A 22,740-nucleotide genomic window follows, 5' to 3' on the forward strand; every position below is an offset into this window, starting at 1 on the left:
TAGGTTCTTCAGGTGGATTCTCGCTCGGTGTGCGAGCGCCTATCTGAGCATTATGGAAAGCGTTGCTCGGAAGGGATGCTCGGTGTTGCATCTGCTCTGCCCAGTGCCCGTGTTCTCACCGTTTAGCGGGCGACGGGGCGGGCACCTAGGTGGACTAGGCCCACCGGTCCTCTCAAATCCAGGACTGACGTGCCTCGATTCGAGTCAGTTCCAGAGGACCGCCATCGTTGGTACCGTGGGAGCGGCCGAAGTGTACGTACGGGCCGCGGTAGGCACTGTGGTTGATGGGGCTGGAGTACTGGCCATTGACCGTGTAGTAGAAGCTGTTCTTGTTCACCACAATCTTGCAATTCAGTGCCTGGCCGGTGGTGACCTTCTGACGCAGCTCGGCGAAGGTGTGGCCGTGCACATCTATGGATGCGCCGGCGGTGGCTTCATGTTGCCGGCACCGCGGGTGGACGATGAAGAATTCATCGGTCTTGCAGAGCAGCTGATGTGCGGGGGAGCCGCTGTGTACTGCCGCTAGCTGTGCGCGGGTGTTGGCTGCAGCGTGGGCTTCACCTACCTGGGGCATAAGGGCAGCCGGTACCAAAGTGGAGGCGCCAATGAAGCTACGGTGGCTCAGATTCTTGGAGATCTTCGGGAACGCAGTCACCGTAGTAGTCCTTTTTATTGATGAGTTGAGCGTAATGTGTGTGGTTGGTCATTGAATTTTTGGTTTATAGCTGAGGGTCCGGATTCCCTCAACTCAAGCTGCAACTCCATGTAGGATAAAGATTTTTATCGGTGATTCACTGCGCTCACAGGCAAATAGGGTATTACATGCACCTCATTCTTACCCACTGTGCCATACGGGTGAATGTGTTCCTCCTTTTCCGCTGTTTTTAATAGCGGTATTTCATGCGGCGTTAAAAAATTTCTCGTATAACGGAAAAGGCCGCGCCTGTAGCCCGATTGAGCCTGCAGGACGCGACCTTTTGCGTTGAGTATTTTCGCGGGTTTTCGCCGCTGTTGAAGCTGAGCTATTTTCGCTGGTTCAGCTTACTTCTTGGATGCCTGAGCAACGCGTTCACCGGCTGCGACGGGGCGACGGGACTCAGAGTCCTTGGAGATGTTGAACTTTGCGGTGTTGGTGATCATCACCATGGTTTCCTTAGAGGGGATGCGACCCTCGATAGCTGCCCAGTCGACCTCGATGATGGGGGCGCCTGCCTCAACCTTGTCACCTACGTTAGCAAGCTTGGTGAAGCCGTCGCCGCCGAGCTCAACGGTGTCGATACCGATGTGGACCAGTACCTCGCCGCCGTTTTCGGTGCGGAGCATAAATGCGTGCAGGGTGTCCTGAATCAGTGCAATGGTGCCTGCAACGGGTGCGACGATGGTGCCTGCAGTGGGGTTCACTGCGTAGCCATCGCCCATAACGCCCTGAGAGAAAACGGGGTCGGAAACTTCGCTCAGCGGCAGGTACTCACCGGTAGCAGGTGCGACGTAGACGTCTGCGGACGATGCTTCCTGTGCGGCAGCTTCCTTCTTCTTCTTACCGAAACCAAACATATATGCTCCTTCTGGTCGTGTGGCGCTATGAATAGCGTGTATTTGTAGCGCTAATGCGTCCGCGTCGGATGCGGGCGTCGTTGCCTTATAGTGTCGCATCGGGCGGCGCCTGTCTGGATATTGCAGGGTTCGCACACTCCGGTGCATATGCACTCAGAATACAACACCTGAACCTGCAGCTCATGAGCTGAGAGTCATTCGACTCGAATTCTGCAAATATTCCGCAAATCTGGAACTTCAACTCACACTTCTACACTCTTGAGGTCGCGAGTACACTTAGTGAAGGAGTGGCACCCTCCCCCGAGTCGGTGCCCATAAGAGAGAAAAGGCTGAACTGATGACTGAAGCGGCTGAGACCGTTCTTGAAGTATTTATTCCGGGCCCCGGCGAGAACCCGGAGGATCCGCAGGATATGGAGCGTTCCATCTTCCTGGGTGCCGCGCAGGAGGCGCTGGATTCGGGCGTGGACATTGAGGTGTACTCCACCGACTCCTACCCTTCCGCATTTGAAGAGTGCGCGCCGGTCGCCGAGCAGATTGAGATGAACGGCCGCGAGGTTCTGCCGCTCATGCTCGTCAACGGTGAGGTGAAGGTGTCCTTCGCGTACCCGACCGCCGAGCAGATTAAGCGCTTCTCCCGCGCTCACCTGGTTGCTCAGCCGAAGGCTAATGCGGCAGCGGCTGCGTGCGGCCCCTCCGGCTCCCCGGCGGCGTCAATGATCCCGAACCTGAGCCCTCTGGTGGAGCCTGCAGGTTTCGCGGCGACCCTGGCGGGTAAGGCACCCCAGCCGATTGGCGGCCCCGAGATTGGCAACCGTGTGAACCTCATGGGCGGCGACACCGGCGACGGTATTCCCACCTCCGGTTCGGTGGCTGTGAAGTCCGGCGGCTGCGGCTGCGGTGGTTGCGGCTGCGGCAAGTAAACCCACCCCTACCCAACTAAGAGCCCTGTTGAGACCCAGCACAGGAACTAACGCGAGTTCCTGCCCCGGCTGACTCTCACCTGAAATTTAAAAGAACGATGCCCGCCTCCTCGTCATGAGGAAGCGGGCACCGTTTTCGCTTAACGAAGCTTAGGTTCGCACCCGGCAGCACCTACGGAGGCTGCGGCGGGCGAACAGTACCTTACTTGATGGAGGTACCGACGGAACCGAGCTGCTGGCAAGCCTCGACCACGCGTGCGGCCATACCTGCCTCTGCAGCTGCGCCCCAAACGCGGGGGTCGTAGGTCTTCTTGTTGCCGACCTCGCCGTCAACCTTCAGCACACCGTCGTAGTTGCTGAACATGTGGCCAGCAACTGGGCGGGTGAACGCGTACTGGGTGTCGGTGTCAATGTTCATCTTGATAACACCGTAGGACACTGCGTCTGCAATCTCCTGCTCGGTGGAGCCGGAGCCACCGTGGAAGACCAGGTAGAAGGGCTTGTCGCCCTTGCCGTACTTAGCGCCTACCTCGGTCTGGATTTCCTTGAGCAGCTCGGGGCGCAGGTGAACGTTACCGGGCTTGTACACACCGTGAACGTTACCGAAGGTCAGAGCAGCCATGTAGGTACCCTTCTCGCCCAGGCCGATTGCCTCAACGGTCTTGATTGCGTCTGCAACGGTGGTGTACAGGGAGTCGTCGATAGCGCCTTCAACGCCGTCTTCCTCGCCGCCAACGGCACCAATCTCAACCTCGAGAACGAGCTTTGCCTTGGAGGTACGCTCAATCAGCTCAGCAGCAATCTTCAGGTTCTCATCCAGGTCGATTGCGGAGCCGTCCCACATGTGGGAGTTGAAGATGGGGTCTTCACCGCGAGCAACAGCCTTCTCGGATTCTGCCAGCAGGGGCAGAACGAAGCCTTCCAGCTTGTCCTTGGGGCAGTGGTCGGTGTGCAGTGCAATGTTCACGTCGTACTGCTTAGCAACCTCGCGTGCGTATGCTGCGAAGGCCAGGGAGCCAACGACCATGTCCTTCTTGGAAGCGCCGGACCAGTATGCTGCACCACCGGTGGATGCCTGGATGATGCCGTCCGAGCCAGCCTCTGCGAAGCCGCGGATAGCAGCGTTCAGGGTCTGGGAGGAGGTCACGTTCACTGCGGGGTACGCGAAGCCCTTTTCCTTCGCGGTCTGCAGCATTTCTGCGTAAACTTCGGGGGTTGCAATAGCCATATGCTGACTCCTTGGATAGATGCGACCGGTTACCGATATTGGGCCGGTTCACCGTATTTTGTTGGCGCGCGAGACGCCTCCTACTCACACTATTTTACCAAGATACGACTTATTTATCGCTAATTTTTTGTGGGTTTTTTTGGGTTTACCGCAATAAAAGTTCTGCCAAATACCGCGGTAAAGTAGAGGTGTTAATGACTTGATGTATTCTGTGCGCAGGTCAGCATACACATCACCAGGACGCAGCGAAAGGATCCTCCCATGATCAAGGCGAGCGCTAAAAATAATCCGAAACAGCTCGACGCGAAGCGTGAGAAGCGTGCCCGCCAGGCGCAGCGTCGTGCTGAGCGTGAGCACCCGAATGCGGCGGCTATTGCCCCGGTGCGCGCCCTGTTGGATGAGGTTCTGGAACGTAAGAGTCGTCATGTTTTGGGGCATGGCGATATGGCGAAATCCCTTGAGTTAATAGAGAAAATGCGTGATGAGGGTGCGAGCGACCACGAGATTGATGTGGCGCTTGCGGAGGCGAAGCTCCCCTCGGTCGTGCAGGTGGGTCGTAAGTCATTGATGCGTTGGCCGAGCTGGTGGTGGTTGAATCGTCGTGAGCGTGCGTTGCGGGCGAAGATTGACCGCCTGCTAGAGGGCTAACTCCCCATTCTGAATAGGTTGCTGGAGCACCCCGTTGTGGGTGCTCTTGTGCTGTGCACTGGTGGGGGAATTGATTTTTTAAACTCAGAGTTCAATTAATCTATTTCACAAAACAATGAAAACCACACAATACAACATGAACCAAATATATTCATAAGATATGCATTATATGTATATAAATTGTTACGTGACGCGGATTATATTTAACCAAATTGTCGTGCTATAGTCATTACAACTCACAGGCGTGTTCCCAACCACATTTCATGTAGCACGTGCTCCAGATGTAACTATTCAAGGAGGTATAGCATGAGCACCTCACCGAACAAGAATCCGCAGACTTCTGCAGCGGATCAATACACTAAGCCCCCCACAGACGACCCGTTTGCACACGAACAGGAAGGCTTCCACAAGGGGCTTGGCGCACGTCAGCTCCAGATGATTGCCATCGGTTCCGCAATTGGTACCGGCCTGTTCCTGGGCACCGGTAGCCGCCTGCAGGACGCAGGCCCCATGCTCGCCGTCATCTACGCCGTCATCGGTTTCTTCGGCTACCTGATTCTTCGAGCCCTCGGCGAGCTGATTCTTCACCGCCCCTCCTCGGGCTCCTTCGTCTCCTACACCCGCGAATTCTACGGCGAAAAGGCCGCATTCGTATCCGGGTGGCTTTACTGGCTGAACTGGGCAATGACCGCCGTTGCAGACGCCACCGCTATCGCCATCTACATCAGCTGGTTCGGTCGATACAACCAGTTCTTCGCAGACATTCCCCAGTGGCTTAGCGCATTCATCGTCGTTATCGTCACCGTGGCCCTGAACCTCATCTCCGTGAAGCTCTTCGGTGAGCTGGAATTCTGGTTCGCGCTCATTAAGATTCTTGCCCTGCTGTCCTTCATGGCGGTAGGTATCTGGTACCTGGTCTTCGGTGAACCCATCAACGGCGTCACCCCCGGCTTGAGCCTTATTGCAGCCAATGACGGCTTCTTCCCCAACGGCATTCTTCCCGCTCTTATCGTGGTTCAGGGTGTTGTGTTCGCCTACGCCGGTATTGAGCTGGTCGGCACCACCAGTGGTGAAACCAAGAACGTTGAGAAGGTTATCCCCCGCGCTATCAACACCGTGATCTGGCGTATCGCGATTTTCTACGTTGGTTCCGTGGTTCTGCTCTGCCTGCTCATGCCCTACACCGCATACAAGGACGCAGAGTCGCCGTTCGTGACCTTCTTCGACGCTATCGGTATTCAAGGCACCGCACCGATTATGCAGCTGGTCGTGATTACCGCGGCTGCTTCCTCACTGAACGCTGGCCTGTACTCCACCGGCCGTATCCTCCACTCGATGGGTGTTGCCGGTTCGGCACCGAAGTTCGCCACCAAGGTGTCCCGCTCCGGCGTTCCGGTGGCAGGTATTCTGCTGACCGGTGTGGTGGGCCTCTTCGGTGTTGTGCTGAACTTCTTCGTTCCCGAGCAGGCGTTCGAGGTCGTGCTGAACATCGCATCTGTGGGCACCATGGCTAGCTGGGCGGCTATCGCAATGTCGCACCAGAAATACCTGAAGCTGGTCGGCGAGGGCAAGTACAAGCGCCCCAACTACCGTGCACCCGGCGGTCGTTTCAGCGACTGGGCTGTGATGGGCTTCCTGGCTGTTGTGCTGGTGCTGATGGCTCTGGATTACCCGGTGGGCACCTACACCCTGGCATCGCTGCTGCTGGTTATCCCGCTGCTGATTATCGGCTGGTACACGGTTCGTGACCGCGTCAACGAGATTGCTCGCATCCGTGAAGGCTACACCGGTTCCGTGCCTGTGATTGCTGCCCGCCCCGTGGTGAAGAAGCTCGTTTCAGAGCCTCGTACCCACATTGACCTGGGTGAGTTTGAGGACGAGGACAACCCGAAGGGCAGCTAACCCGACCGGTTGCCTGTAATCCCGGTAATATCCCGGCGAAGGCGAATGAGGGGTTCTAGACCCTAGCCCTAGTCTAGGAGCTCTAGACTCTAGAACCCCCTCCCCGTACGTCTTTTCGTGTTCGCTTCCGTATTACATCCGTGTAATACATAAAGCAAAGTATATATCTACAGCATTTCTAATACGGTGTGTCCTGCAATATATTTTGAGATAATAGATATCCGCAGTGACCATCAGATGCACAAAGAAGTTTTGTGCAGATATTCAAAGGAGAAAATCATGACTGAACGTCCTAGCGCACACGCGGTGGAATTTGTTGACGTCGCCTCGATGGCGAAGTGGATTCAGAAGGACGGCGTAGGCAACATCATTGCCGGCATGGTCGACTTCCTCGAAGAAGACTTCAAGAAGTGGCAGAGTTTCGACAAGATCCCGCGCGTCGCCTCCCACACCCCCTTCGGCGTGATTGAGCTGATGCCCACCTCCGACAACATCACCTACTCCTTCAAGTACGTGAACGGCCACCCGTCCAACCCGGCACGCGGCTTCCAGACCGTGACCGCGTTCGGTCTGCTCGCTGACGTGGACAACGGCTACCCCGTGTTCCTGGCTGAGATGACCCTGCTGACCGCGCTGCGTACCGCTGGCGTGTCCGCCATGGTTGCTAAGCACCTGGCACGCAAGGATTCGAAGAAGATGGCGATGATTGGTACCGGCTCCCAGTCTGAGTTCCAGGCGCTGGGTATGCGCGCGGTGCTCGGCATTGAGGACCTGTCCGTCTACGACGTTGATCCGCACGCGATGGAGAAGTTCCGCCGTAACCTGGAGCCGCTGGGCTTCCGCATCCACCTGGCTAAGGACGTGGACGAGGCTGTTCAGGATGCCGACATCATCACCACCTGCACCGCAGATAAGCAGCAGGCGAAGGTTCTGCTGGACCGCCAGGTAAAGCCCGGCGTGCACCTGAACGCTATTGGTGGCGACTGCCCCGGCAAGACTGAGCTGGAAAGCGAAATTCTGGACCGCTCCACCGTGTTCGTTGAGTTCCCGCCGCAGACCCGCATTGAGGGCGAGATTCAGCAGAAGGACCCGGACTTCCCCGTGGTGGAGTTCTGGAAGGTTCTGACCGGTGAGGAGCCGGGCCGCGTCTCGGATGAGCAGATTACCCTGTTTGATTCGGTGGGCTTCGCGATTGCTGACTTCTCGGGTCTGCGTTATGCCCGTAAGGCTACGCAGGACACCGACCTGCAGCAGTTCATTGACCTGGTTGCTAGCCCGGATGATCCGAAGGATCTGTACTCGCTGGTGAACGTTAACGTCCCGGTGGGCTAAAGGGCTCAGTAACCTGACGCTGAGTAGCCTTGAGCTGGCTGGCATGTAGGTGCACCAGCTTAGGTTGCGAGGTTGAGAGTGGATAAAGTGAGGGCCGGGGAGTGGTGACACTCCCCGGCTCCTTCTTGTGAAATTTTCGTATGCACGGATTTTCTTGGAGGCTATCCGCGGCTGGTTCGCCCGTTCTGCCTTTCAGGTGGCTGCGGCTACTGGTGGGTGGCGATAATTTCGCGCGCCTTCGCTATCTTCGCATCACGATCGGCCTTCAAAGCATTCAGCAACGCCTGATTCTTCTCAATCAAAGGCCCCTGATAGGACGCCTCAAGATCACCCAAACGCTGAGCCAACCTCACCTTCTCACTACATTGAGCTTCAATGGTTGCCAGGCGGATAACCTCCTCCAACACTTTGGGATCATCAGCATTCAGACTGGCCAATTCTTTACTCGTCCATTCACCGTCCCCGGTGCGAGGCGTCAACCCTTCCTGACGCTGACAGTCCCACCAATCTGAGCGGGCTTTCTTCCATTCAGGGTCACCCTGCGCACGCAGGTACGCTTCACTACGGATACGACCGACAGGGCGATACTTTTCCTCATCAGCCACATCAAAATAGAGCATATCCAGTTCTTCCCGATGCTCTTCGCGGCAGCTGGCCCTGACGTCTTCAGGGATGCTCTCATAAATCCTTTCCTGCTCTTCTCCGACTTTGAGGAACGTAAAATGATGCGCCACATGCTTCACATTCCAGAGACCATACTGGGCGGCCTTGCCAGAAGCCCAGCCGTTTTCTAGAATTTCAAAATCGTATCCTTTTTTCGCGTAGCACTCTTTAAGAATCAACAAATACGCCCTATATGTTATATCTTCGGCCTGGTCACTCCTGTCGTATTCGTCGAGCGGAAGAGTAATATAGTTATTTTCAAAATCCAGCTGGGCTTTGAGGCTAGTATCTTTAGGCGCAGCGGCACAGGAACTTAAAGCTAAAGCAAAGCAGGCGAACAGAGCAGCAGATTTCTTCATTGTTACCGACTCCTTTCAGGGGAATGACGTCGCGGTCATTCATACCCACAACCCGCAATCATTAGCGAGCCAAAGTCAGGAAATCCATCGCATGTCCCAAACTGAAATTGAGAGTGCGGTTCTCACATCTCCTGTGACTTGCATTAACACTAACATGCCTAGGTAATTCCATGCATGGTTTAAGCCGCCCAAACCACAACGAAAAAGGTTCCGACGCGCACACAACGCATCGGAACCTTTAAACACCTCATAAACAGCCGCCAAACTACGACGGGATCTGGCCAAACACATGGCGGCGAACCCACGCATGCATCGCAATACCCGCAGCCGTCGCCGCATTCATCGAACGCGTCGACCCAAACTGCTCAATCGACAGAGTATCCCTAGCCGCCGCATGCAACTCCTCCGACAAGCCCGGACCCTCCTGACCAAAAACCAGCACGCACTTCTTCGGCAGATCATACGTCTCCAGCGGCACCGAATCCGGAAAAATATCAATACCAATAATCTCCAGACCCTCAGCCTGCGCCCACGCCACAAAATCCTCAATCGTCGGATGATGACGCACATGCTGATAACGATCCGTCACCATCGCACCACGACGATTCCAACGGCGACGCCCAATAATATGGACCTCCTTCGCCAACATCGCATTCGCAGTACGCACCACCGTGCCAATATTCAAATCATGCTGCCAATTCTCAATCGCCACATGAAAATCATGGCGGCGCATATCCAGGTCAGCAATAATCGCGTCCATCGACCAATAACGGTACTTATCCACCACATTACGGCGGTCGCCCTCACGCAGCAGCTCCTCATCCCAATGGTCACCCTCAGGCCACGGACCCTCCCACGGGCCCACACCCACCTCAAAACGGGCAGTACCCTGCTCAGTACCCTCAACAACCTCAGCTACAGCCGTCTCAGCAGGTACAGCCTCAGCCGCCTCACGATTCTCAACCATCACAACCACCTTCACGCCAACAACCAGCGCCACGACCGGCGCCCACAGAGCCATCTTACAGACAAAAACCCGCGCCACCAGCCACACACAGTAGCCAGCGGCACGGGTTCACCCGCCGCAACGGGAACGTCTTAAAAATTCACGAGGTCCTAGTCCAAGCCAGTAGAGACTAGTCCAGGCCCAGCTCGTCCTTCGAGTACGCGTACAGGCACGGAACGCCCGCAACCTCTTCCACATGCTCCTTAGCGCCGGTCGCACGGTCAACAATCACAGCAACCGCCACAACCTCAGCACCAGCCTTACGTAGCGCCTCAACAGCAGTCAGCGCAGAACCACCGGTGGTGGAGGTGTCCTCCACAGCAACCACACGGCGACCCTCAACGCTGGGGCCCTCCACCTGACGGCCCATGCCGTAAGACTTCTGAGCCTTACGCACCACAAACGCGTCAATCGCACGGTCCTGATCACCAGCAGCACGCATAATCGCGGTACCCACCGGGTCAGCACCCATGGTCAGGCCGCCAGCAGCCTCAAATTCGATGCCGTTCTTATCCAGCAGGTCCAGCATGACCTGACCGACAAGGCGAGAAGCCTCGTGGTGCAGGGTAATGCGGCGCAGGTCAACGTAGTAGTCGGCTTCCTTGCCGGAGGCGAGGACCACGTGCCCGCGCACCACAGCCAGCTCAGAAATCAGCTGGCGCAGGCGTTCACGGGCTTCTTCAATAGGGAGGTTTTCAGAAAGCTTAGTCATAGTTCAAGTGTAGCGGCTCACGCGCAGGCGGCGCAGGCTATTCCCTGTGCTATTTCAGCGCTAGGTTATTCCACCACGCGTCCCACCGACGGCGGCAACGCGGCGCGCAACTTCGTCAGCATCTCCTCATACTCGGCGGCAGAATCCGAATCGGCAACCACCGCACCACCGGCGGCAAGAGTCACCGCGCCGTCATCGTGCGCCACGAGCGTGCGAATCACAATCGACAGGTTCGCCGAACCATCCGCCGACACAAAGCCCAGAGCACCCGAATACACGCCGCGAGCGCGATCCTCCAGGCGCTCAATAATCTGCATGGTCGAGGGCTTCGGGGCACCCGTCATCGAACCACCCGGGAAGCACGCCTGCGCGGCAGCCACCGCGCTCACACCCTCACGCAGACGCGAACTGACCGTAGACACCAGCTGATGCACCGTCGAATAGCTCTCCACGCCCATAAGCACGGGCACGCGCACGGACGCCGGGTCAGACACCGTGGACAGGTCATTACGCAGCAAATCCACGATCATGAGGTTCTCGGCGCGGGTCTTCTCATCTGTACGCAACCATGCCGCCGCCGCGGCATCTTCTTCCGGGGTGGCGCCGCGAGCAATCGTGCCCTTAATTGGCTTGGTTTGCGCGTTGCGGTGCGTATCCACGCTCAAAAAACGCTCCGGCGAGGAAGAAAGCACCGAAAAATCACCGCACCGCAGATACGCCGCATACGGCGCCGAATTGTGGGCACGCTGGCGGCGGTACAGCTCAAAGAAAAGCTCCGGGCTCGGATTCTGGATGCGCGCATTCGTCTGCGCGGTCAGGCACACCTCGTAGCTGTTACCCTCGTAGATTTCGTGCTGACTAGCGCGAACGGCGTCCATGTAGGCTTCCGCGGCGGGTGCTGGGAAGAGCAGAGGCTCGGTAAGCTCGGGGGCATTGCCGGGAGTATTTACGGGAGTAGTTTCGGAGGCGCACTCCCCCTCCGGAGTCAGCGCCGCGCTCAGTAGCCGCTCCGCTGCCTCACACCACGACTCATCGCCCACCAGCCAGCTACGCGCCGCACAACCCGGGCGGGCATGCTCATGCACCAGGTAGCGGACCGCCGGCAACCACAGAGAATCCGGGGTCGGCGCCTCATGCGCCGGCAGGTAGCCCGGCACCGGGTGGCCGTGCTCCAGGCCCATGGCGGCACGTGCCTCATAGCCGAAATAGCCCACGTAACCGCCACGCAAACCCGCGGGCAGATCGGTCGCCGCCGCAACATCAGGGTGCACGCGCGGTGCGCAGGCAAGCGCCGTCTCCAACTGGGCGAAGGGGTCTTCCGCACCGGATTCAGCCGCCGCACGCGCCGAATCCACGCGCAAAGGCGACAGTTGCGCCGGGATCACACCCACATACGAGGCGACCGACATGGGCGACTCCTCGCGCGCCGAATCCAGCCAGAAGGAATACTCGGCGCCACCGGTCAGCAGCGGGTATGCCTCCTCGCAGTTCACCGCGAAAGGCAGCGGGCGCACGGCAAGCTCCCGCGTCTGCGCATCCCACGGGGTGCTCTGCAGAATACTCGGCAGGGCATGCGGGGACGCAGAAGCGGGAGCGTTCGGGGTAGAAAAAATACGGTCCGCGGAATTTTCAGTCACGGACTCCATTGTATGGCGTGCAGGCGAACTAGCGGTTTAGTGAACGACTGCGGGTGCTTCACCGTTTTCACTGGTCATCGGCAGGCCAGCTGCGAACCACGCACTGGTGCCGCCTGCAATGTTGTGTGCGGCGTAGCCGTGCTCGCGCAGGAAAGTTGCCGCACGGTTCGAACGGCCGCCACCGTGGCAGATGACATAGAAGTCTTCGCCGGGTGCGGGCAGTTCTGCTAGACGCTCGGTGAGGGTACCGAGGGTGATGTGCTTGGCACCGGTCGCATGGCCCCCCTCCCATTCGTAGTCTTCACGCACGTCGATGATGGTTGCGTCTGCGGGAACGTCGCGGGGGTCAACCTGGGGTACAGCGGTCATGGGGTTCTCCTTTGAATTGAACTAGGATGAGCCGGTCGGCACGGCGGGGTGCCGGGTGGGCATAGTTGTGGTTCCACTCTAGCGCTTTGGGGGTGCGTGATGCATCTAGCCCGGTATGTGGGGGCGTGAGATTCGGACGTGGTGCATACGTATGCACCTATAAGGATATAGAATTAAACACATATTGCCCGGGTCACACAGAACCCTGGGCTTTCAGAGAAAAGATTTCCAACATGTCTCACACCACCACAGGTGCCGAACCCAAGGAAACCAAGACCTTCTTCGGCCACCCACGCATGCTCGCAAACCTGTTCACCGTAGAAATGTGGGAGCGCTTCTCCTTCTACGGCATGCAGGGCATCATGATCTACTACCTGTACTACACCGCCGACAAGGGTGGCCTGGGCCTCGACCAGGCCCTCGCCACCGGCGTTATCGGCGCGTACGGCGCAGTCGTGTACCTCATGACAATTCTTGGCGGCATCCTCGGTGACCGTCTCCTCGGCCCCGAGCGTACCCTCTTCTATTCCGCCATCGGCATCATGGCGGGTCACATCTCCCTCTCCCTCATCCCCGGAATTCCGGGTGTGGTGATTGGTCTGCTGCTGGTCGCTATCGGCTCCGGCGGTTTGAAGAGTAACGCCGCCGTGCTGGTCGGCTCCCTCTACGCGGACAACGACCACCGCCGCGACGCAGGCTTCACCATCTTCTACATCGGTGTGAACACCGGTGCACTGATCGGCCCAATCCTGACCGGTTGGGGCTGGACCACCGGCGGTTTCCACCTCGGCTTTGGCCTGGCTGCTATCGGTATGGCTGCAGGCCTGATTCAGTACTCACTGACCCGCAAGAACCTGCCCGCCTCCGTGCACGAGATTGCCACCCCCTTCACCAGCGCTCAGAAGCGTAACTTCTTCCTGGCACTGGTCGGTATCATGGTCGTTCTCGGTATTCTGCTGGCAACCGGCCTGATGACCGCAGGCAACCTCAAGAACTGGGTCATGGGCTTCATCTTCATCGGCGCTATCGCCCTGTTTGCTCAACTGCTGAGCGCTAAGGACGTCACCTCTGATGAGCGTTCCCGCGTCACCGCATTCATTCCCCTGTGGATTGCTAACTCTGTGTTCTGGGCACTGTACCAACAGCAGTTCACCGTGATGGCTGTGTACTCGGATGAGCGTCTTAACTGGAACATTCTGGGCATGGAGCTGAGCCCGAACCTGGTCAACTCCATCAACCCGATCTTCATCATTATCTTCGGCATGATGTTCTCCACCCTGTGGACCAAGTGGGGTGAACGTCAGCCGGTGACCACCGTGAAATTCTCCGCAGCGCTAATTATTATTGGCCTGGCGTTCTGGATCTTCCTCGCTCAGGCGGGCGTTCAGAGCGTGAACGTCGGCTGGATTGTACTGATTCTATTCGTCTGCACCATCGCTGAGCTGATTATTTCCCCGGTGGGTATTTCGCTGGCGACCAAGCTCGCACCGAAGGCGCACCGCGTGAACATGATGGCGCTGTACTATACCTCCGTGGCAATGGGCACCGTGCTGTCGGGTTGGCTGGCTCAGTTCTACAGCATGGAAACTGAGGTTCCCTACTTCACGTGGATGGGTATTATCACCATCGCGACCGGTGTGCTGCTGTTCCTGGTGCACAAGCCGGTTCAGAAGATGATGCGCGGCGTGAAGTAGCCACACAGTTGCTTGCCTACACCGCCAACTCACTGCTTCGGGCAGCGTGAGCGTTTATAGGCATAGGGCCCCGAATCCTTGAATTACCAAGGGTTCGGGGCCCCTACTGTACGCCGGGGTACATGCCCCAGCATATACACCGGTACCCGGAGCCTCGGAATGTTTGGGGGAGGTTCAGGAGGGCGGGTTTAGGGGCGTTCGGGACGTTTTCCTTAATGAGACATTCCGCGCTGATTTTCTTATTAGGCGCCTTAATATGAAAATCAAAGTGTGTTGCACGATACCAAAGGGTACATTCAGGCGCTCACCGACTACCGTGCAGGCGATGCCGGGCCCATCATCGAGCTCTTCATCGACGCCACACAGAAGGCAATTATCAACGCAGAAATCCTAGCGCAAGACATTGAAACCCTACGCGATGAGGTACTGTCCATTGCCCAGCCTAAAACCCCTCTCCTGCGTTCCCTCACCGACCTGTGCTGTACCGAGCCCGACTTCACCGCACGCATGGTGGAGGAACACACGCAGGGGTTCCGAGCTAGTGCGTATCGTCTTCTCAACCGCATGGTGGAGTTACAGATTTTGCGTGAAGAACGCGTCAAAATTCAGGGGCAAAAAGTGTGGACTGTCCCCGCTCTCAACCGCGCCCTTGACGATTTTGCGGCACGAGCGGGACGGCGCGGATAGATGCGCCATTGGGCACGATAACCCGCGCGAAAATTCTACAGCTGTAGGCGCGTTCCAAGGCACGAAACTGTGACGATTTATGTCTCCGCATGAACACGCATGACGAACATTAGAGTCAAATAAGGACGCATTAAGCCACGAACCGAAATCTATTAGACAGTCCTCAACCACAGGTCTAAGGTGATTCCATAACGAACCGGAAGACCCCTTCCGGGACGATCCTTCAACCCTTAGCCGAGGAGAACATCATGGCACTTTACCTGGTAGAACTGACCCCCGCCCAGCCGTCCAAGGACGAAGCAACCGCACTCATCGAGACCATCAACTCATCCCTGAGCCACGGCGCCGAGATCATCGAAACCCAGGTCTCCGCAGACCACAAGATCGTCTTCGTCATCGTCGAAGCTGAGAACACCGCATTCGGCCCCGACCTCGCCGCAGCCATCGGTGAGCGCGCAACCGTCGCAGGCCCCGACGCAGTCCGCCTGGTCGGCGCAGAGCTCGAAGACATCAAGAAGCTCAAGAAGGATGCAGACTACCTGGTTGAGTGGGACATCCCCGCAGAGATTACTATGGAACAGTACCTGACCCGCAAGAAGGCAAACGCGCCCAAGTACGCTGAAGTACCTGAGGTTTCCTTCCTGCGCACCTACGTTCGCGAAGACACTGCAAAGTGCCTCTGCTTCTACGACGCACCCGACGAAGAAGCTGTTGTTCGCGCCCGTAAGGCCGTCAGCACCCCCATTGACCGACTGTTCAAGCTGCACGCATAGACGTGATACTCCCCGATTAGGAGAAACCCCATGTCCGAGTTCACTCTCGAACCCCTCCACGACTACCCCCAGCGCGAGCAGGTGCTCGCCCTCGCCCGAACCCACGCAGATGCTGTTGACCGCGGCGAGCGTTCCCCCTTCGAAAACCTGCGCGAAATCGCCAAAGACGGCCTGATTACCCTGGGTCGCGACGGCGGTTCCCTGGCCCCCCAGGTTTCGGTGGCTTTCGACCTTGCCACCGAGGACGCCTCGACGGCATTCTCCCTGTGGACTCACCGCTCCACCATCGCGTTCTTTGACGCTGTGGGTCGCAAGCTTCCCGCCGGCCTGGCGGATGCGACCGTCAGCGGCACTACCGCCATGGCGGCAGCGTACAAGGAGGCTTCGGGCCTGGCACCAATCAAGGTGGAGGGCACTCTTGTTGAGGGTGGCGTAAAGCTGAATGGTTCCGTGTCGTGGGCATCGAACCTGTACCCGGGCGGTGTGATTGTTCTTCCGGTGGCTGTGCAGAACGCCCCGGAGAACCACCCGGATCGCTACATTGTGACGGTTCGCCAGGACGTTGAGGGCTTGAGCATTGACTACCACCGCAATCTGTTGGCATTGAACGGCACCGAGTCTGGCACCCTGAAGTTTGAGGACGTTTTCGTTCCGAGCGAGGACATTCTGAGCGATAACATTGAAGCGTTCCTGCACGATGTGACTGCACCGTTCCTGTTGGTTCAGTCGTCGTTCTGCCTGGGTCTTGCCGCTGGTGCCCTACAGGAGGCCGCTAAGCATCTGGACGTCTCCCAGGGTGTGTTCCGTCCTGAGTTCCCACTGATTCTGGCGGAGTACCAGAGCCTGCGTGAGGAGCTGGTTCGCCTGGCGTCTGAGCCGGAGCGTGCTGAGCGTCGTGACCTGCTGAGTTTGCGTTTGGGTGTTTCGCACTTTGCAACCATTGCTACTCACTTTGAGCTGCAGGTTGTTGGAGGCGCCGGTTACGTGGCTGGTTCCCCGACTGCTCGTCGCCTGCGTGAGGCGTCGTTCCTGCCGGTTCAGTCCCCGACTGAAGGCCACCTGCGATATGAGTTGGCGCGTTATGATCACTTGGAGAATCTGCGTGATGCTCTCTAAGCTAATGAGCTCCGTGTAGCGAGTGTTTTTATTCACTTTCTGCATCAATACCCCGTATATCCTTTGAATTGCATATACGGGGTATTGATGCATTATGGGCTATATACGGGATATGGGGCCCACGATAAAAGAATACTATGCCCCAATTAACGTATCCCTGCTCATATTTATAGGCGTTTAGCTGTGACCTACACCTGTATACGCGTAGAATTATGTGGAATTTTATACACCACCATATTCATCTCAGGAGCTCCCTTTTGAGCATCTCTAAACTTCTCGGCTTTGACTGGTCAATCCACAGCGACGGCCGCACCGTAAAGCCTGGTTCCGTCGTAGCACCGAGCGAGCGCCTCGCCTGGCCGATTACCATCGGCATTGGCGCACAGCACGTGGTTGCAATGTTCGGCGCGACCTTCCTCGTTCCGCTGCTGACCGGCTTCCCGCCGGCAACCACCCTATTCTTCTCGGGTGTCGGCACGGTCTTGTTCCTGCTCATTACTCGCGGACGCGTCCCCTCGTACCTGGGTTCTTCCTTCGCGTTTATTGCACCCCTGGCCGCTGCGAGCTCCTCGCACGGCCCCGCGGGTTCGCTCGGCGGCATCGTCATGGCGGGTATCGCCCTGTTCCTCGTCGGTCTGATTGTTCAGTTCGCTGGCACCGGCTGGCTGACCAAGCTCATGCCCCCGGTCGTCACCGGTTCGATTGTGGCACTGATTGGCTTCAACCTGGCGCCCAGCGCTAAAGACAACTTCATGAAGGCACCGATTACCGCGCTGGTAACCCTGTGCTCTATTGTGCTAATTTCGGTACTGTTCAAGGGCATCATTGGTCGTCTGTCTATCCTGCTAGGCGTCATTATCGGATACATCACCGCGGTAATTCGCGGCGAGGTGGACTTCTCCACCATTCACAAGACCGTTGAGACTCAGGGCATCATTGGTCTGCCGCACTTCCAGACTCCCGAGTTCCACTGGGAGCTCGCTGGTCTGTTCATCCCCGTGATTCTGGTGCTTGTGGCTGAGAACATTGGCCATGTGAAGTCCGTTGCGTTAATGACTGACACCAACCTGGACGACTACTCCGGCCGCGCCCTCATGGCGGACGGCCTGGCAACCACCATCGCCGGTTTCGGTGGCGGTTCGGGTACCACCACCTACGCTGAGAACATCGGCGTGATGGCAGCGACTAAAGTGTACTCCACCGCGGCGTACTGGGTGGCAGCTATCTTCGCGATTGGCCTATCCATGTTCCCCGCGTTCGGTGCTGCTATTGCGACCGTCCCGGCAGGTGTTCTGGGTGGTGCCGCAACCGTTCTGTACGGCATGATCGGTATGCTCGGTGTTCGTATTTGGAGCGAGAACCGTGTTGATTTCTCAAACCAGATCAACCTGACCACCGCTGCTGTGGCACTGATTGTTGGTATTGCGGATTACACCTGGACCTTCGGTGAGCTGTCCTTCGCCGGTATTGCTCTGGGTACCGCTGCGACCCTAATTATCTTCCACCTGATGACCTTCATCGCGAAGTACACGAAGGATACTGGCGACCCGCTGGAGCCTTATGACCCGTCGAAGTCTGAAGGACACTAGGTTTTAGCCCCTCACGCTTGCGCCCGTTGGAGTAATGCTCCTGAGGCGCAGGGTGTAAAAAGCGGTCCGGATGGATTAGATTCCATCCGGGCCGCTTTTTACGTCTTCTGGGTATTACACACAACTGCCACCCTGCTTAGACACAAAACAGATGTAAATCAGACACAAAAATTTGAGTCTAGACATAAATTTTTATGTCTAGACTCAAATTTTTTATGTGTAGACATAAAAGTTTATGTCTGAGTTATATCTGCAAGGGCTCACACAGCCGCTAGCGCTGGATGACTAGTGCTAGGCGACTAGGACCGTTCGGCGAGCATCGCCTCAATCGTCTGCGCCACACCATCCTCGTGGAAGGGCGGGCAGGTACGCCCCACCTTCGCGATGAGTGCCGGCTGACCCGAGGCCATAGCGAAGCCCTCCCCCGCCCAGCAGAGCATCTCCGCGTCATTCGGCATGTCGCCAAATGCCATCACCTCGTGCGCCTCAATGCCGTGGCGTGCCGCGAACTTCTCCAAAATCCGTCCCTTATTCACGGTCTTAGAGCCCATCTCAACGAGCGGTTCACCGACCACCCCGCGGGTAACTGCGACCAGCGAACCTACCGCCTGATGCACGCGCGCTTGCAGGATATCGGGGTCCATGCCGGGCACACGGATCAGATACTTGATCACCGGGGTTGAGCCGATTCGTTCCAGGGAATCAGCAATACTCGACTCAATAACGCGGGCACCCTCAAGCACCTCACCACTGTCGTGCGGCCCCTGAATATAGACGGTGTCTACGGTTTCCAGGGTGTAGGTGGCATCGGGGAATATGGGTTCTAGGAGTTCGTGGGTGCGGGCAATCACCGCGGGATCTGCGCCGTTGATCTCTTCTACCTCATTCGCGCCCAGGTGATACACCACGGCACCGTTAGAGCAGATTGCGTAGGAGTCAAAGTCGGTCTGCTCGCGTAGGGGTGTGAGCCAGCGGCTTGGGCGGCCAGTCACGAAGACGATGTTGATCCCGGCGGCGCGGGCAGCCTCAAGGGCGCGCAGGGTGCGCGGGCGGAACCGGAAATCGTGCCCGATGAGGGTGCCGTCCAGGTCGCTGGCGATGAGTTTAATCATGCAGTGTTTGCCTTCAGTCGTGGGGTGTATCGGTACGGGATAAAGCGCGGAGCTCGTTAGACTGCGCCAGCGAGCCGGTATGCCGCTATGCCGCCGGTTCCGCGTAGGTGACGGTCAGAAATGCGCGACCCAGACCGTGGCCGAGCAGGTTAAAGTTCACGACGGCGGGGCTGGCGTTCTCGTCAATGTCGAGCTTCTCCACATCCACGGCGGTGACGCAGAAGATGTAGCGGTGCGGGCCGTGACCAGCCGGAGGGGCAGCACCCAGGAAGCCCGCCACGCCGGCGTCATTGCGGTGCATCAGAGCGCCGGCGGGTGCATCCGCGCCAGTGCCAATGCTGGTCACGTTGGCGGGAATGTTGGAGATAGTCCAGTGCCAGAAGCCGCTGGGAACCGGCGCATCCGGGTCAAAGCAGGTCAGTACGAAGGATTTGGTGCCCTCGGGGAAGCCGCTCCATGACAGCTGCGGGGAGCGATCCTGACCCCCTGCCACGCCGAAGAGGGCGGAGCACATCCATTCAGGGGCGGTGCCGCCGTCCTGAATGTCGGTGGAGGTCAGGGTGAATTCGGGTAGTTCGGGCAAGCCCGCGTAGGGTTCGCGGGGCAGGGGTGCGGTGCCAAGGTTGCTCATCATGCTCCTCAATGGTGGGGTGCGGGTGGGTATGGCGACGCCGGCGGACAGAGTGAGCTATCCACCGGCGAGGCATAGATTATTTAGCCGTTGAGTACGGCGTCGAGTTCTTCGCGGGTAGGCGGATTAGCGCCCGCGCGGGAAACGGTGATGCCGGCTGCGGTTGCAGAGAAACGCAGCAGGTCGGCGATGTCTTCGGCGGTCAGTGCGGCTACCTTGGTGCGCGCCTCAGCGCCGGCGATACCGCGGTCGAGTAGAGCCGCAATGAGCGCCGCCATGAGGGAGTCGCCGGCACCGACGGTGTCCGCAACCTCAACGCGGTGTGCGGGCTGGCTAATGCCCTCAGGGTACTTCTTGGTGAAGGCGATGGGGCCGTCCTCGCCGCGGGTGATGACCATCAGCTCGGCGCCGAGGTCAAGCCATGCGCGTGCGCTGTCGTCGAGAGAACGATCCGGGTAGAGCCACTGCAGGTCCTCGTCAGAGGCCTTGACGACGCTGGAGAGGGACACGAACTTTTCAGCCCAGGCGCGGCCCTCATCAACGTTGTGGATGAGGGTGGGGCGGCAGTTCGGGTCGTAGCTGAGCAGGGCACTGTCGCGGGCGGCTTCGAAGGCTACGGCGACCACGTGCGCGCCGGGTTCGAGCATGGCGGCGATGGAGCCGGTGTGCACTGCATCGGAGGTGTGTGCCAGTTCGGTGAGCTTCTCGGCGATGGAGTCGAGGGACCAGGTAATGTCGAATTCGTACTCTGCGGCACCGTCGGCACCAATGGTTGCCTGGGCAATGGAAGTACGTTCGGCAGTCGGTTCGAAGGGCTGGGTCACCCGCGATGCCTGCAGGTGTGCATTGATACTTTCACCGTAGGCGTCGGGGCCGTAGTGGCCGACGAAGTTGGTAGAGTGGCCGAGGCGGCGTGTGCCGACGGCTACGTTCATGGGCGATCCGCCGGGGTAGGTGCGGGTTTCTCCGTCGTACTGGTGGACGACATCTACGAGTGCTTCACCGATTACAGTCAACATGGTTCCAATTTTACCTATGTTTTCCCGTGTCGTGGGGTGTGTTTTTGTGGGTATTTAAAGTGGTTTTACTTTTCCTTTTGAGGGCTTGTGTTGGCTTGCCGGGCGGGTGCAGGAACTGACTTCTACCTCTTCTGACTTTTAGCCCCAATATCGCTAATTTTGAGGCTCTGGAGGGGTTCGCACGGGTTAGACTTAAACCGACGCCGGGTCTTTAACGCCCGGCACGGTATTGACGCGACAGCACCGTCGCGCCTACCCTCCAACGACGAAGTTAGGAAGAAGGTCATACGTGACGACTGCAACCGCTACCTGGGTTAACCGTGAGGCTACCGCAGAGGAGCTGATCCCTCTCATCGGTAAGCTGCACCGTGAGAACGGCGTGGTGCTGAGCATTCACGGCCGTAGCCTGGTCAACAAGTCTGTCATTGAGCTGCTGAAGCTGCACGATTTTGTATCTCACATTGATGGTGCACCTCTGAACCCCGCACACTCCCTGGAGCTGGTGCGTGCTCTGGCTGAGCTGAACCTGGGTGCATGCTCGATTAACATTGCTGCTCTGCACAAGGCTCACCATGAGGCTGGCTCCCCCGAGCTGTCCATGTGGCTGCCCGAGCAGCTGGGTTCCTCCGTGAACCACCAGGGCAACCAGCCCAAGGAGCAGGACGTTGTGCTGTACGGCTTCGGTCGTATTGGTCGCCTGCTGGCTCGTATTCTGCTGGAGCGTTCCTCCTCGCCACTGGGTTCTGGTCTGAACCTGCGCGCTGTTGTGGTGCGTAAGAACGGCGATCAGGACCTGGTCAAACGTGCATCCCTGCTGGAGCGCGACTCGGTTCACGGCCCCTTCAAGGGCGTTATTGAGGTAGACGAAGAGAACAGCACCATCATCGCTAACGGTGTTCCGGTTCGCTTCATTTACTCCTCCGACCCGACCACCGTTGACTACACCGAGTACGGCATCAACGACGCTCTACTGGTGGACAACACCGGCCGCTGGCGCGACGTTCCGGGCCTTGAGCAGCACCTGAACCGCCCCGGCATTTCTCGTGTTCTGCTGACCGCTCCCGGTAAGGGCGACATGAAGAACATTGTGTTCGGTGTCAATGACAGCGTCATCACTGATGAGGACAAGATCCTCTCCGCAGCATCCTGCACCACCAACGCAATCACTCCGGCGCTGAAGGTTCTGGATGACGCATACGGTGTGGAGCGCGGCCACGTTGAGACCGTTCACGCGTTCACCAACGATCAGAACCTGATCGATAACTTCCACAAGGGTGACCGCCGCGGTCGCTCCGCTGTGCTGAACATGGTCATCACCGAGACCGGTGCTGCAAAGGCTGTTTCTAAGGCTCTGCCGCAGTTGGAAGGCAAGCTGACCGGTAACGCTATCCGCGTTCCCACCCCGGACGTCTCCATGGCAATCCTGAACGTGAAGCTGACCAAGCCCGCAGGTTCCGCTGAGGAACTGAACGAGCTGTTCCGCCGCGAGTCCATCGACGGCGAGCTGCGCCGCCAGGTGGGCTACTCGGATTCCCCCGAGGCTGTTTCCACCGACTTCGTGGGTTCCCGCACCGCAGGTGTTGTGGACTCGCTGGCTACCGTGGTGACCGATGACTCCGCAATTGTCTACGTCTGGTACGACAACGAGTTTGGTTACTCCTGCCAGGTGATTCGCGTTCTGGAGCGCATGGGCGGCTACGACGTGCCCTCCTACCCCGCTAAGTAAGCTATCCCAGCTCATCTAACACACATATAACGAACCCACCGGTATATAGCCATTTGGCTAT

At 58.0% G+C, this 22,740-nt stretch carries 21 protein-coding genes; 10 read left to right on the forward strand and 11 right to left on the reverse strand.

Going from position 1 to position 22,740, the window contains the following annotated elements:
- Positions 1-172: 172 nt before the first annotated feature.
- Both QFX05_RS06415 and QFX05_RS06420 read right to left on the reverse strand, forming a co-directional pair.
- Positions 173-655 carry a hypothetical protein gene (locus QFX05_RS06415; RefSeq protein WP_279741887.1) on the reverse strand — a complete coding sequence of 161 codons (483 nt, stop codon included), beginning with the start codon at positions 653-655 and terminating at the stop codon, positions 173-175.
- Between the two features lie 386 nt (positions 656-1,041).
- A complete protein-coding gene (locus QFX05_RS06420; protein WP_279741888.1) occupies positions 1,042-1,554 on the reverse strand; it encodes a PTS sugar transporter subunit IIA in 513 nt (170 codons plus the stop codon).
- Positions 1,555-1,891: 337 nt separating this feature from the next.
- Between QFX05_RS06420 and QFX05_RS06425 the strand changes: the two genes are divergently transcribed.
- Positions 1,892-2,476, forward strand: coding sequence for an arsenic metallochaperone ArsD family protein (locus tag QFX05_RS06425; protein ID WP_279741889.1), 585 nt, complete (start codon positions 1,892-1,894; stop codon positions 2,474-2,476).
- A gap of 202 nt (positions 2,477-2,678) precedes the next feature.
- Here QFX05_RS06425 and fbaA read toward each other — a convergent pair whose 3' ends face one another.
- Positions 2,679-3,704, reverse strand: coding sequence for a class II fructose-bisphosphate aldolase (gene fbaA / locus QFX05_RS06430; protein ID WP_012902702.1), 1,026 nt, complete (start codon positions 3,702-3,704; stop codon positions 2,679-2,681).
- Positions 3,705-3,965: 261 nt separating this feature from the next.
- Between fbaA and QFX05_RS06435 the strand changes: the two genes are divergently transcribed.
- From QFX05_RS06435 to QFX05_RS06445, 3 genes are all read left to right on the forward strand, one after another.
- Positions 3,966-4,352, forward strand: a complete 387-nt coding sequence (locus tag QFX05_RS06435) for a cobalamin ABC transporter ATPase (RefSeq protein ID WP_279741890.1) — start codon at positions 3,966-3,968, stop codon at positions 4,350-4,352.
- A 306-nt stretch (positions 4,353-4,658) separates the two neighbouring features.
- Positions 4,659-6,254, forward strand: coding sequence for an amino acid permease (locus tag QFX05_RS06440; protein WP_279741891.1), 1,596 nt, complete (start codon positions 4,659-4,661; stop codon positions 6,252-6,254).
- Positions 6,255-6,533: 279 nt separating this feature from the next.
- Entirely contained in the window at positions 6,534-7,586 is a 1,053-nt protein-coding gene (locus QFX05_RS06445) for an ornithine cyclodeaminase (protein ID WP_279741892.1), read from the forward strand.
- Between the two features lie 206 nt (positions 7,587-7,792).
- Here the strand turns inward: QFX05_RS06445 and QFX05_RS06450 are convergent, their stop codons facing one another.
- The 5 genes from QFX05_RS06450 to QFX05_RS06470 all read right to left on the reverse strand — a co-directional run bounded on the left by QFX05_RS06450 (position 7,793) and on the right by QFX05_RS06470 (position 12,332).
- Positions 7,793-8,608, reverse strand: coding sequence for a hypothetical protein (locus QFX05_RS06450; protein ID WP_279741893.1), 816 nt, complete (start codon positions 8,606-8,608; stop codon positions 7,793-7,795).
- A 265-nt stretch (positions 8,609-8,873) separates the two neighbouring features.
- Positions 8,874-9,629: a TrmH family RNA methyltransferase gene (locus tag QFX05_RS06455; RefSeq protein ID WP_279741894.1), complete on the reverse strand. Its 756-nt coding sequence runs from the start codon at positions 9,627-9,629 to the stop codon at positions 8,874-8,876.
- A 115-nt stretch (positions 9,630-9,744) separates the two neighbouring features.
- Positions 9,745-10,326 carry an orotate phosphoribosyltransferase gene (gene pyrE / locus QFX05_RS06460; RefSeq protein ID WP_005507935.1) on the reverse strand — a complete coding sequence of 194 codons (582 nt, stop codon included), beginning with the start codon at positions 10,324-10,326 and terminating at the stop codon, positions 9,745-9,747.
- Positions 10,327-10,391: 65 nt separating this feature from the next.
- Positions 10,392-11,972 carry an anthranilate synthase component I family protein gene (locus QFX05_RS06465; protein ID WP_279741895.1) on the reverse strand — a complete coding sequence of 527 codons (1,581 nt, stop codon included), beginning with the start codon at positions 11,970-11,972 and terminating at the stop codon, positions 10,392-10,394.
- Between the two features lie 27 nt (positions 11,973-11,999).
- Positions 12,000-12,332: a rhodanese-like domain-containing protein gene (locus QFX05_RS06470; protein WP_279741896.1), complete on the reverse strand. Its 333-nt coding sequence runs from the start codon at positions 12,330-12,332 to the stop codon at positions 12,000-12,002.
- Between the two features lie 233 nt (positions 12,333-12,565).
- Between QFX05_RS06470 and QFX05_RS06475 the strand changes: the two genes are divergently transcribed.
- From QFX05_RS06475 to QFX05_RS06495, 5 genes are all read left to right on the forward strand, one after another.
- Entirely contained in the window at positions 12,566-14,026 is a 1,461-nt protein-coding gene (locus QFX05_RS06475) for a peptide MFS transporter (RefSeq protein ID WP_279741897.1), read from the forward strand.
- Between the two features lie 270 nt (positions 14,027-14,296).
- Positions 14,297-14,713: a hypothetical protein gene (locus QFX05_RS06480; protein ID WP_279741898.1), complete on the forward strand. Its 417-nt coding sequence runs from the start codon at positions 14,297-14,299 to the stop codon at positions 14,711-14,713.
- 248 nt (positions 14,714-14,961) lie between these two features.
- Entirely contained in the window at positions 14,962-15,486 is a 525-nt protein-coding gene (locus QFX05_RS06485; RefSeq protein ID WP_279741899.1) for a DUF4242 domain-containing protein, read from the forward strand.
- A gap of 30 nt (positions 15,487-15,516) precedes the next feature.
- Positions 15,517-16,602 carry an acyl-CoA/acyl-ACP dehydrogenase gene (locus QFX05_RS06490; protein WP_279741900.1) on the forward strand — a complete coding sequence of 362 codons (1,086 nt, stop codon included), beginning with the start codon at positions 15,517-15,519 and terminating at the stop codon, positions 16,600-16,602.
- 257 nt (positions 16,603-16,859) lie between these two features.
- Entirely contained in the window at positions 16,860-18,191 is a 1,332-nt protein-coding gene (locus QFX05_RS06495; protein WP_279741901.1) for a uracil-xanthine permease family protein, read from the forward strand.
- Positions 18,192-18,490: 299 nt separating this feature from the next.
- Here QFX05_RS06495 and QFX05_RS06500 read toward each other — a convergent pair whose 3' ends face one another.
- The 3 genes from QFX05_RS06500 to QFX05_RS06510 all read right to left on the reverse strand — a co-directional run bounded on the left by QFX05_RS06500 (position 18,491) and on the right by QFX05_RS06510 (position 20,953).
- The gene (locus QFX05_RS06500) at positions 18,491-19,303 is read right to left on the reverse strand and encodes an HAD family hydrolase (protein ID WP_279741902.1); all 813 of its coding nucleotides are present in this window, start codon (positions 19,301-19,303) and stop codon (positions 18,491-18,493) included.
- A gap of 85 nt (positions 19,304-19,388) precedes the next feature.
- Positions 19,389-19,934, reverse strand: a complete 546-nt coding sequence (locus QFX05_RS06505) for a YbhB/YbcL family Raf kinase inhibitor-like protein (RefSeq protein ID WP_279741980.1) — start codon at positions 19,932-19,934, stop codon at positions 19,389-19,391.
- Positions 19,935-20,017: 83 nt separating this feature from the next.
- Positions 20,018-20,953, reverse strand: coding sequence for a PfkB family carbohydrate kinase (locus tag QFX05_RS06510; RefSeq protein ID WP_279741903.1), 936 nt, complete (start codon positions 20,951-20,953; stop codon positions 20,018-20,020).
- Positions 20,954-21,242: 289 nt separating this feature from the next.
- On the opposite strand from QFX05_RS06510, the gene QFX05_RS06515 reads away from it, so the two are divergent.
- On the forward strand, positions 21,243-22,679 hold the full coding sequence (locus tag QFX05_RS06515) for a glyceraldehyde-3-phosphate dehydrogenase (RefSeq protein ID WP_279741904.1): 1,437 nt from the start codon (positions 21,243-21,245) through the stop codon (positions 22,677-22,679).
- The last annotated feature ends 61 nt before the right edge of the window (positions 22,680-22,740 follow it).

The organism is Rothia similimucilaginosa (assembly GCF_029850875.1).
In the GTDB taxonomy this organism is placed as follows: domain Bacteria; phylum Actinomycetota; class Actinomycetes; order Actinomycetales; family Micrococcaceae; genus Rothia.

What these genes read in the sequence shown, in the direction of transcription:
- QFX05_RS06425 (WP_279741889.1), top strand. Translation starts at nt 1,892, where the DNA reads ATGACTGAAGCGGCTGAGACCGTTCTTGAAGTATTTATTCCGGGCCCC.
- QFX05_RS06485 (WP_279741899.1), top strand. Translation starts at nt 14,962, where the DNA reads ATGGCACTTTACCTGGTAGAACTGACCCCCGCCCAGCCGTCCAAGGAC.
- QFX05_RS06455 (WP_279741894.1), bottom strand. Translation starts at nt 9,629, where the DNA reads ATGGCTCTGTGGGCGCCGGTCGTGGCGCTGGTTGTTGGCGTGAAGGTG.
- fbaA (WP_012902702.1), bottom strand. Translation starts at nt 3,704, where the DNA reads ATGGCTATTGCAACCCCCGAAGTTTACGCAGAAATGCTGCAGACCGCG.
- QFX05_RS06435 (WP_279741890.1), top strand. Translation starts at nt 3,966, where the DNA reads ATGATCAAGGCGAGCGCTAAAAATAATCCGAAACAGCTCGACGCGAAG.
- QFX05_RS06440 (WP_279741891.1), top strand. Translation starts at nt 4,659, where the DNA reads ATGAGCACCTCACCGAACAAGAATCCGCAGACTTCTGCAGCGGATCAA.
- QFX05_RS06450 (WP_279741893.1), bottom strand. Translation starts at nt 8,608, where the DNA reads ATGAAGAAATCTGCTGCTCTGTTCGCCTGCTTTGCTTTAGCTTTAAGT.
- QFX05_RS06490 (WP_279741900.1), top strand. Translation starts at nt 15,517, where the DNA reads ATGTCCGAGTTCACTCTCGAACCCCTCCACGACTACCCCCAGCGCGAG.
- QFX05_RS06505 (WP_279741980.1), bottom strand. Translation starts at nt 19,934, where the DNA reads ATGAGCAACCTTGGCACCGCACCCCTGCCCCGCGAACCCTACGCGGGC.
- pyrE (WP_005507935.1), bottom strand. Translation starts at nt 10,326, where the DNA reads ATGACTAAGCTTTCTGAAAACCTCCCTATTGAAGAAGCCCGTGAACGC.
- QFX05_RS06465 (WP_279741895.1), bottom strand. Translation starts at nt 11,972, where the DNA reads ATGGAGTCCGTGACTGAAAATTCCGCGGACCGTATTTTTTCTACCCCG.
- QFX05_RS06420 (WP_279741888.1), bottom strand. Translation starts at nt 1,554, where the DNA reads ATGTTTGGTTTCGGTAAGAAGAAGAAGGAAGCTGCCGCACAGGAAGCA.
- QFX05_RS06510 (WP_279741903.1), bottom strand. Translation starts at nt 20,953, where the DNA reads ATGTTGACTGTAATCGGTGAAGCACTCGTAGATGTCGTCCACCAGTAC.
- QFX05_RS06500 (WP_279741902.1), bottom strand. Translation starts at nt 19,303, where the DNA reads ATGATTAAACTCATCGCCAGCGACCTGGACGGCACCCTCATCGGGCAC.
- QFX05_RS06445 (WP_279741892.1), top strand. Translation starts at nt 6,534, where the DNA reads ATGACTGAACGTCCTAGCGCACACGCGGTGGAATTTGTTGACGTCGCC.
- QFX05_RS06475 (WP_279741897.1), top strand. Translation starts at nt 12,566, where the DNA reads ATGTCTCACACCACCACAGGTGCCGAACCCAAGGAAACCAAGACCTTC.
- QFX05_RS06470 (WP_279741896.1), bottom strand. Translation starts at nt 12,332, where the DNA reads ATGACCGCTGTACCCCAGGTTGACCCCCGCGACGTTCCCGCAGACGCA.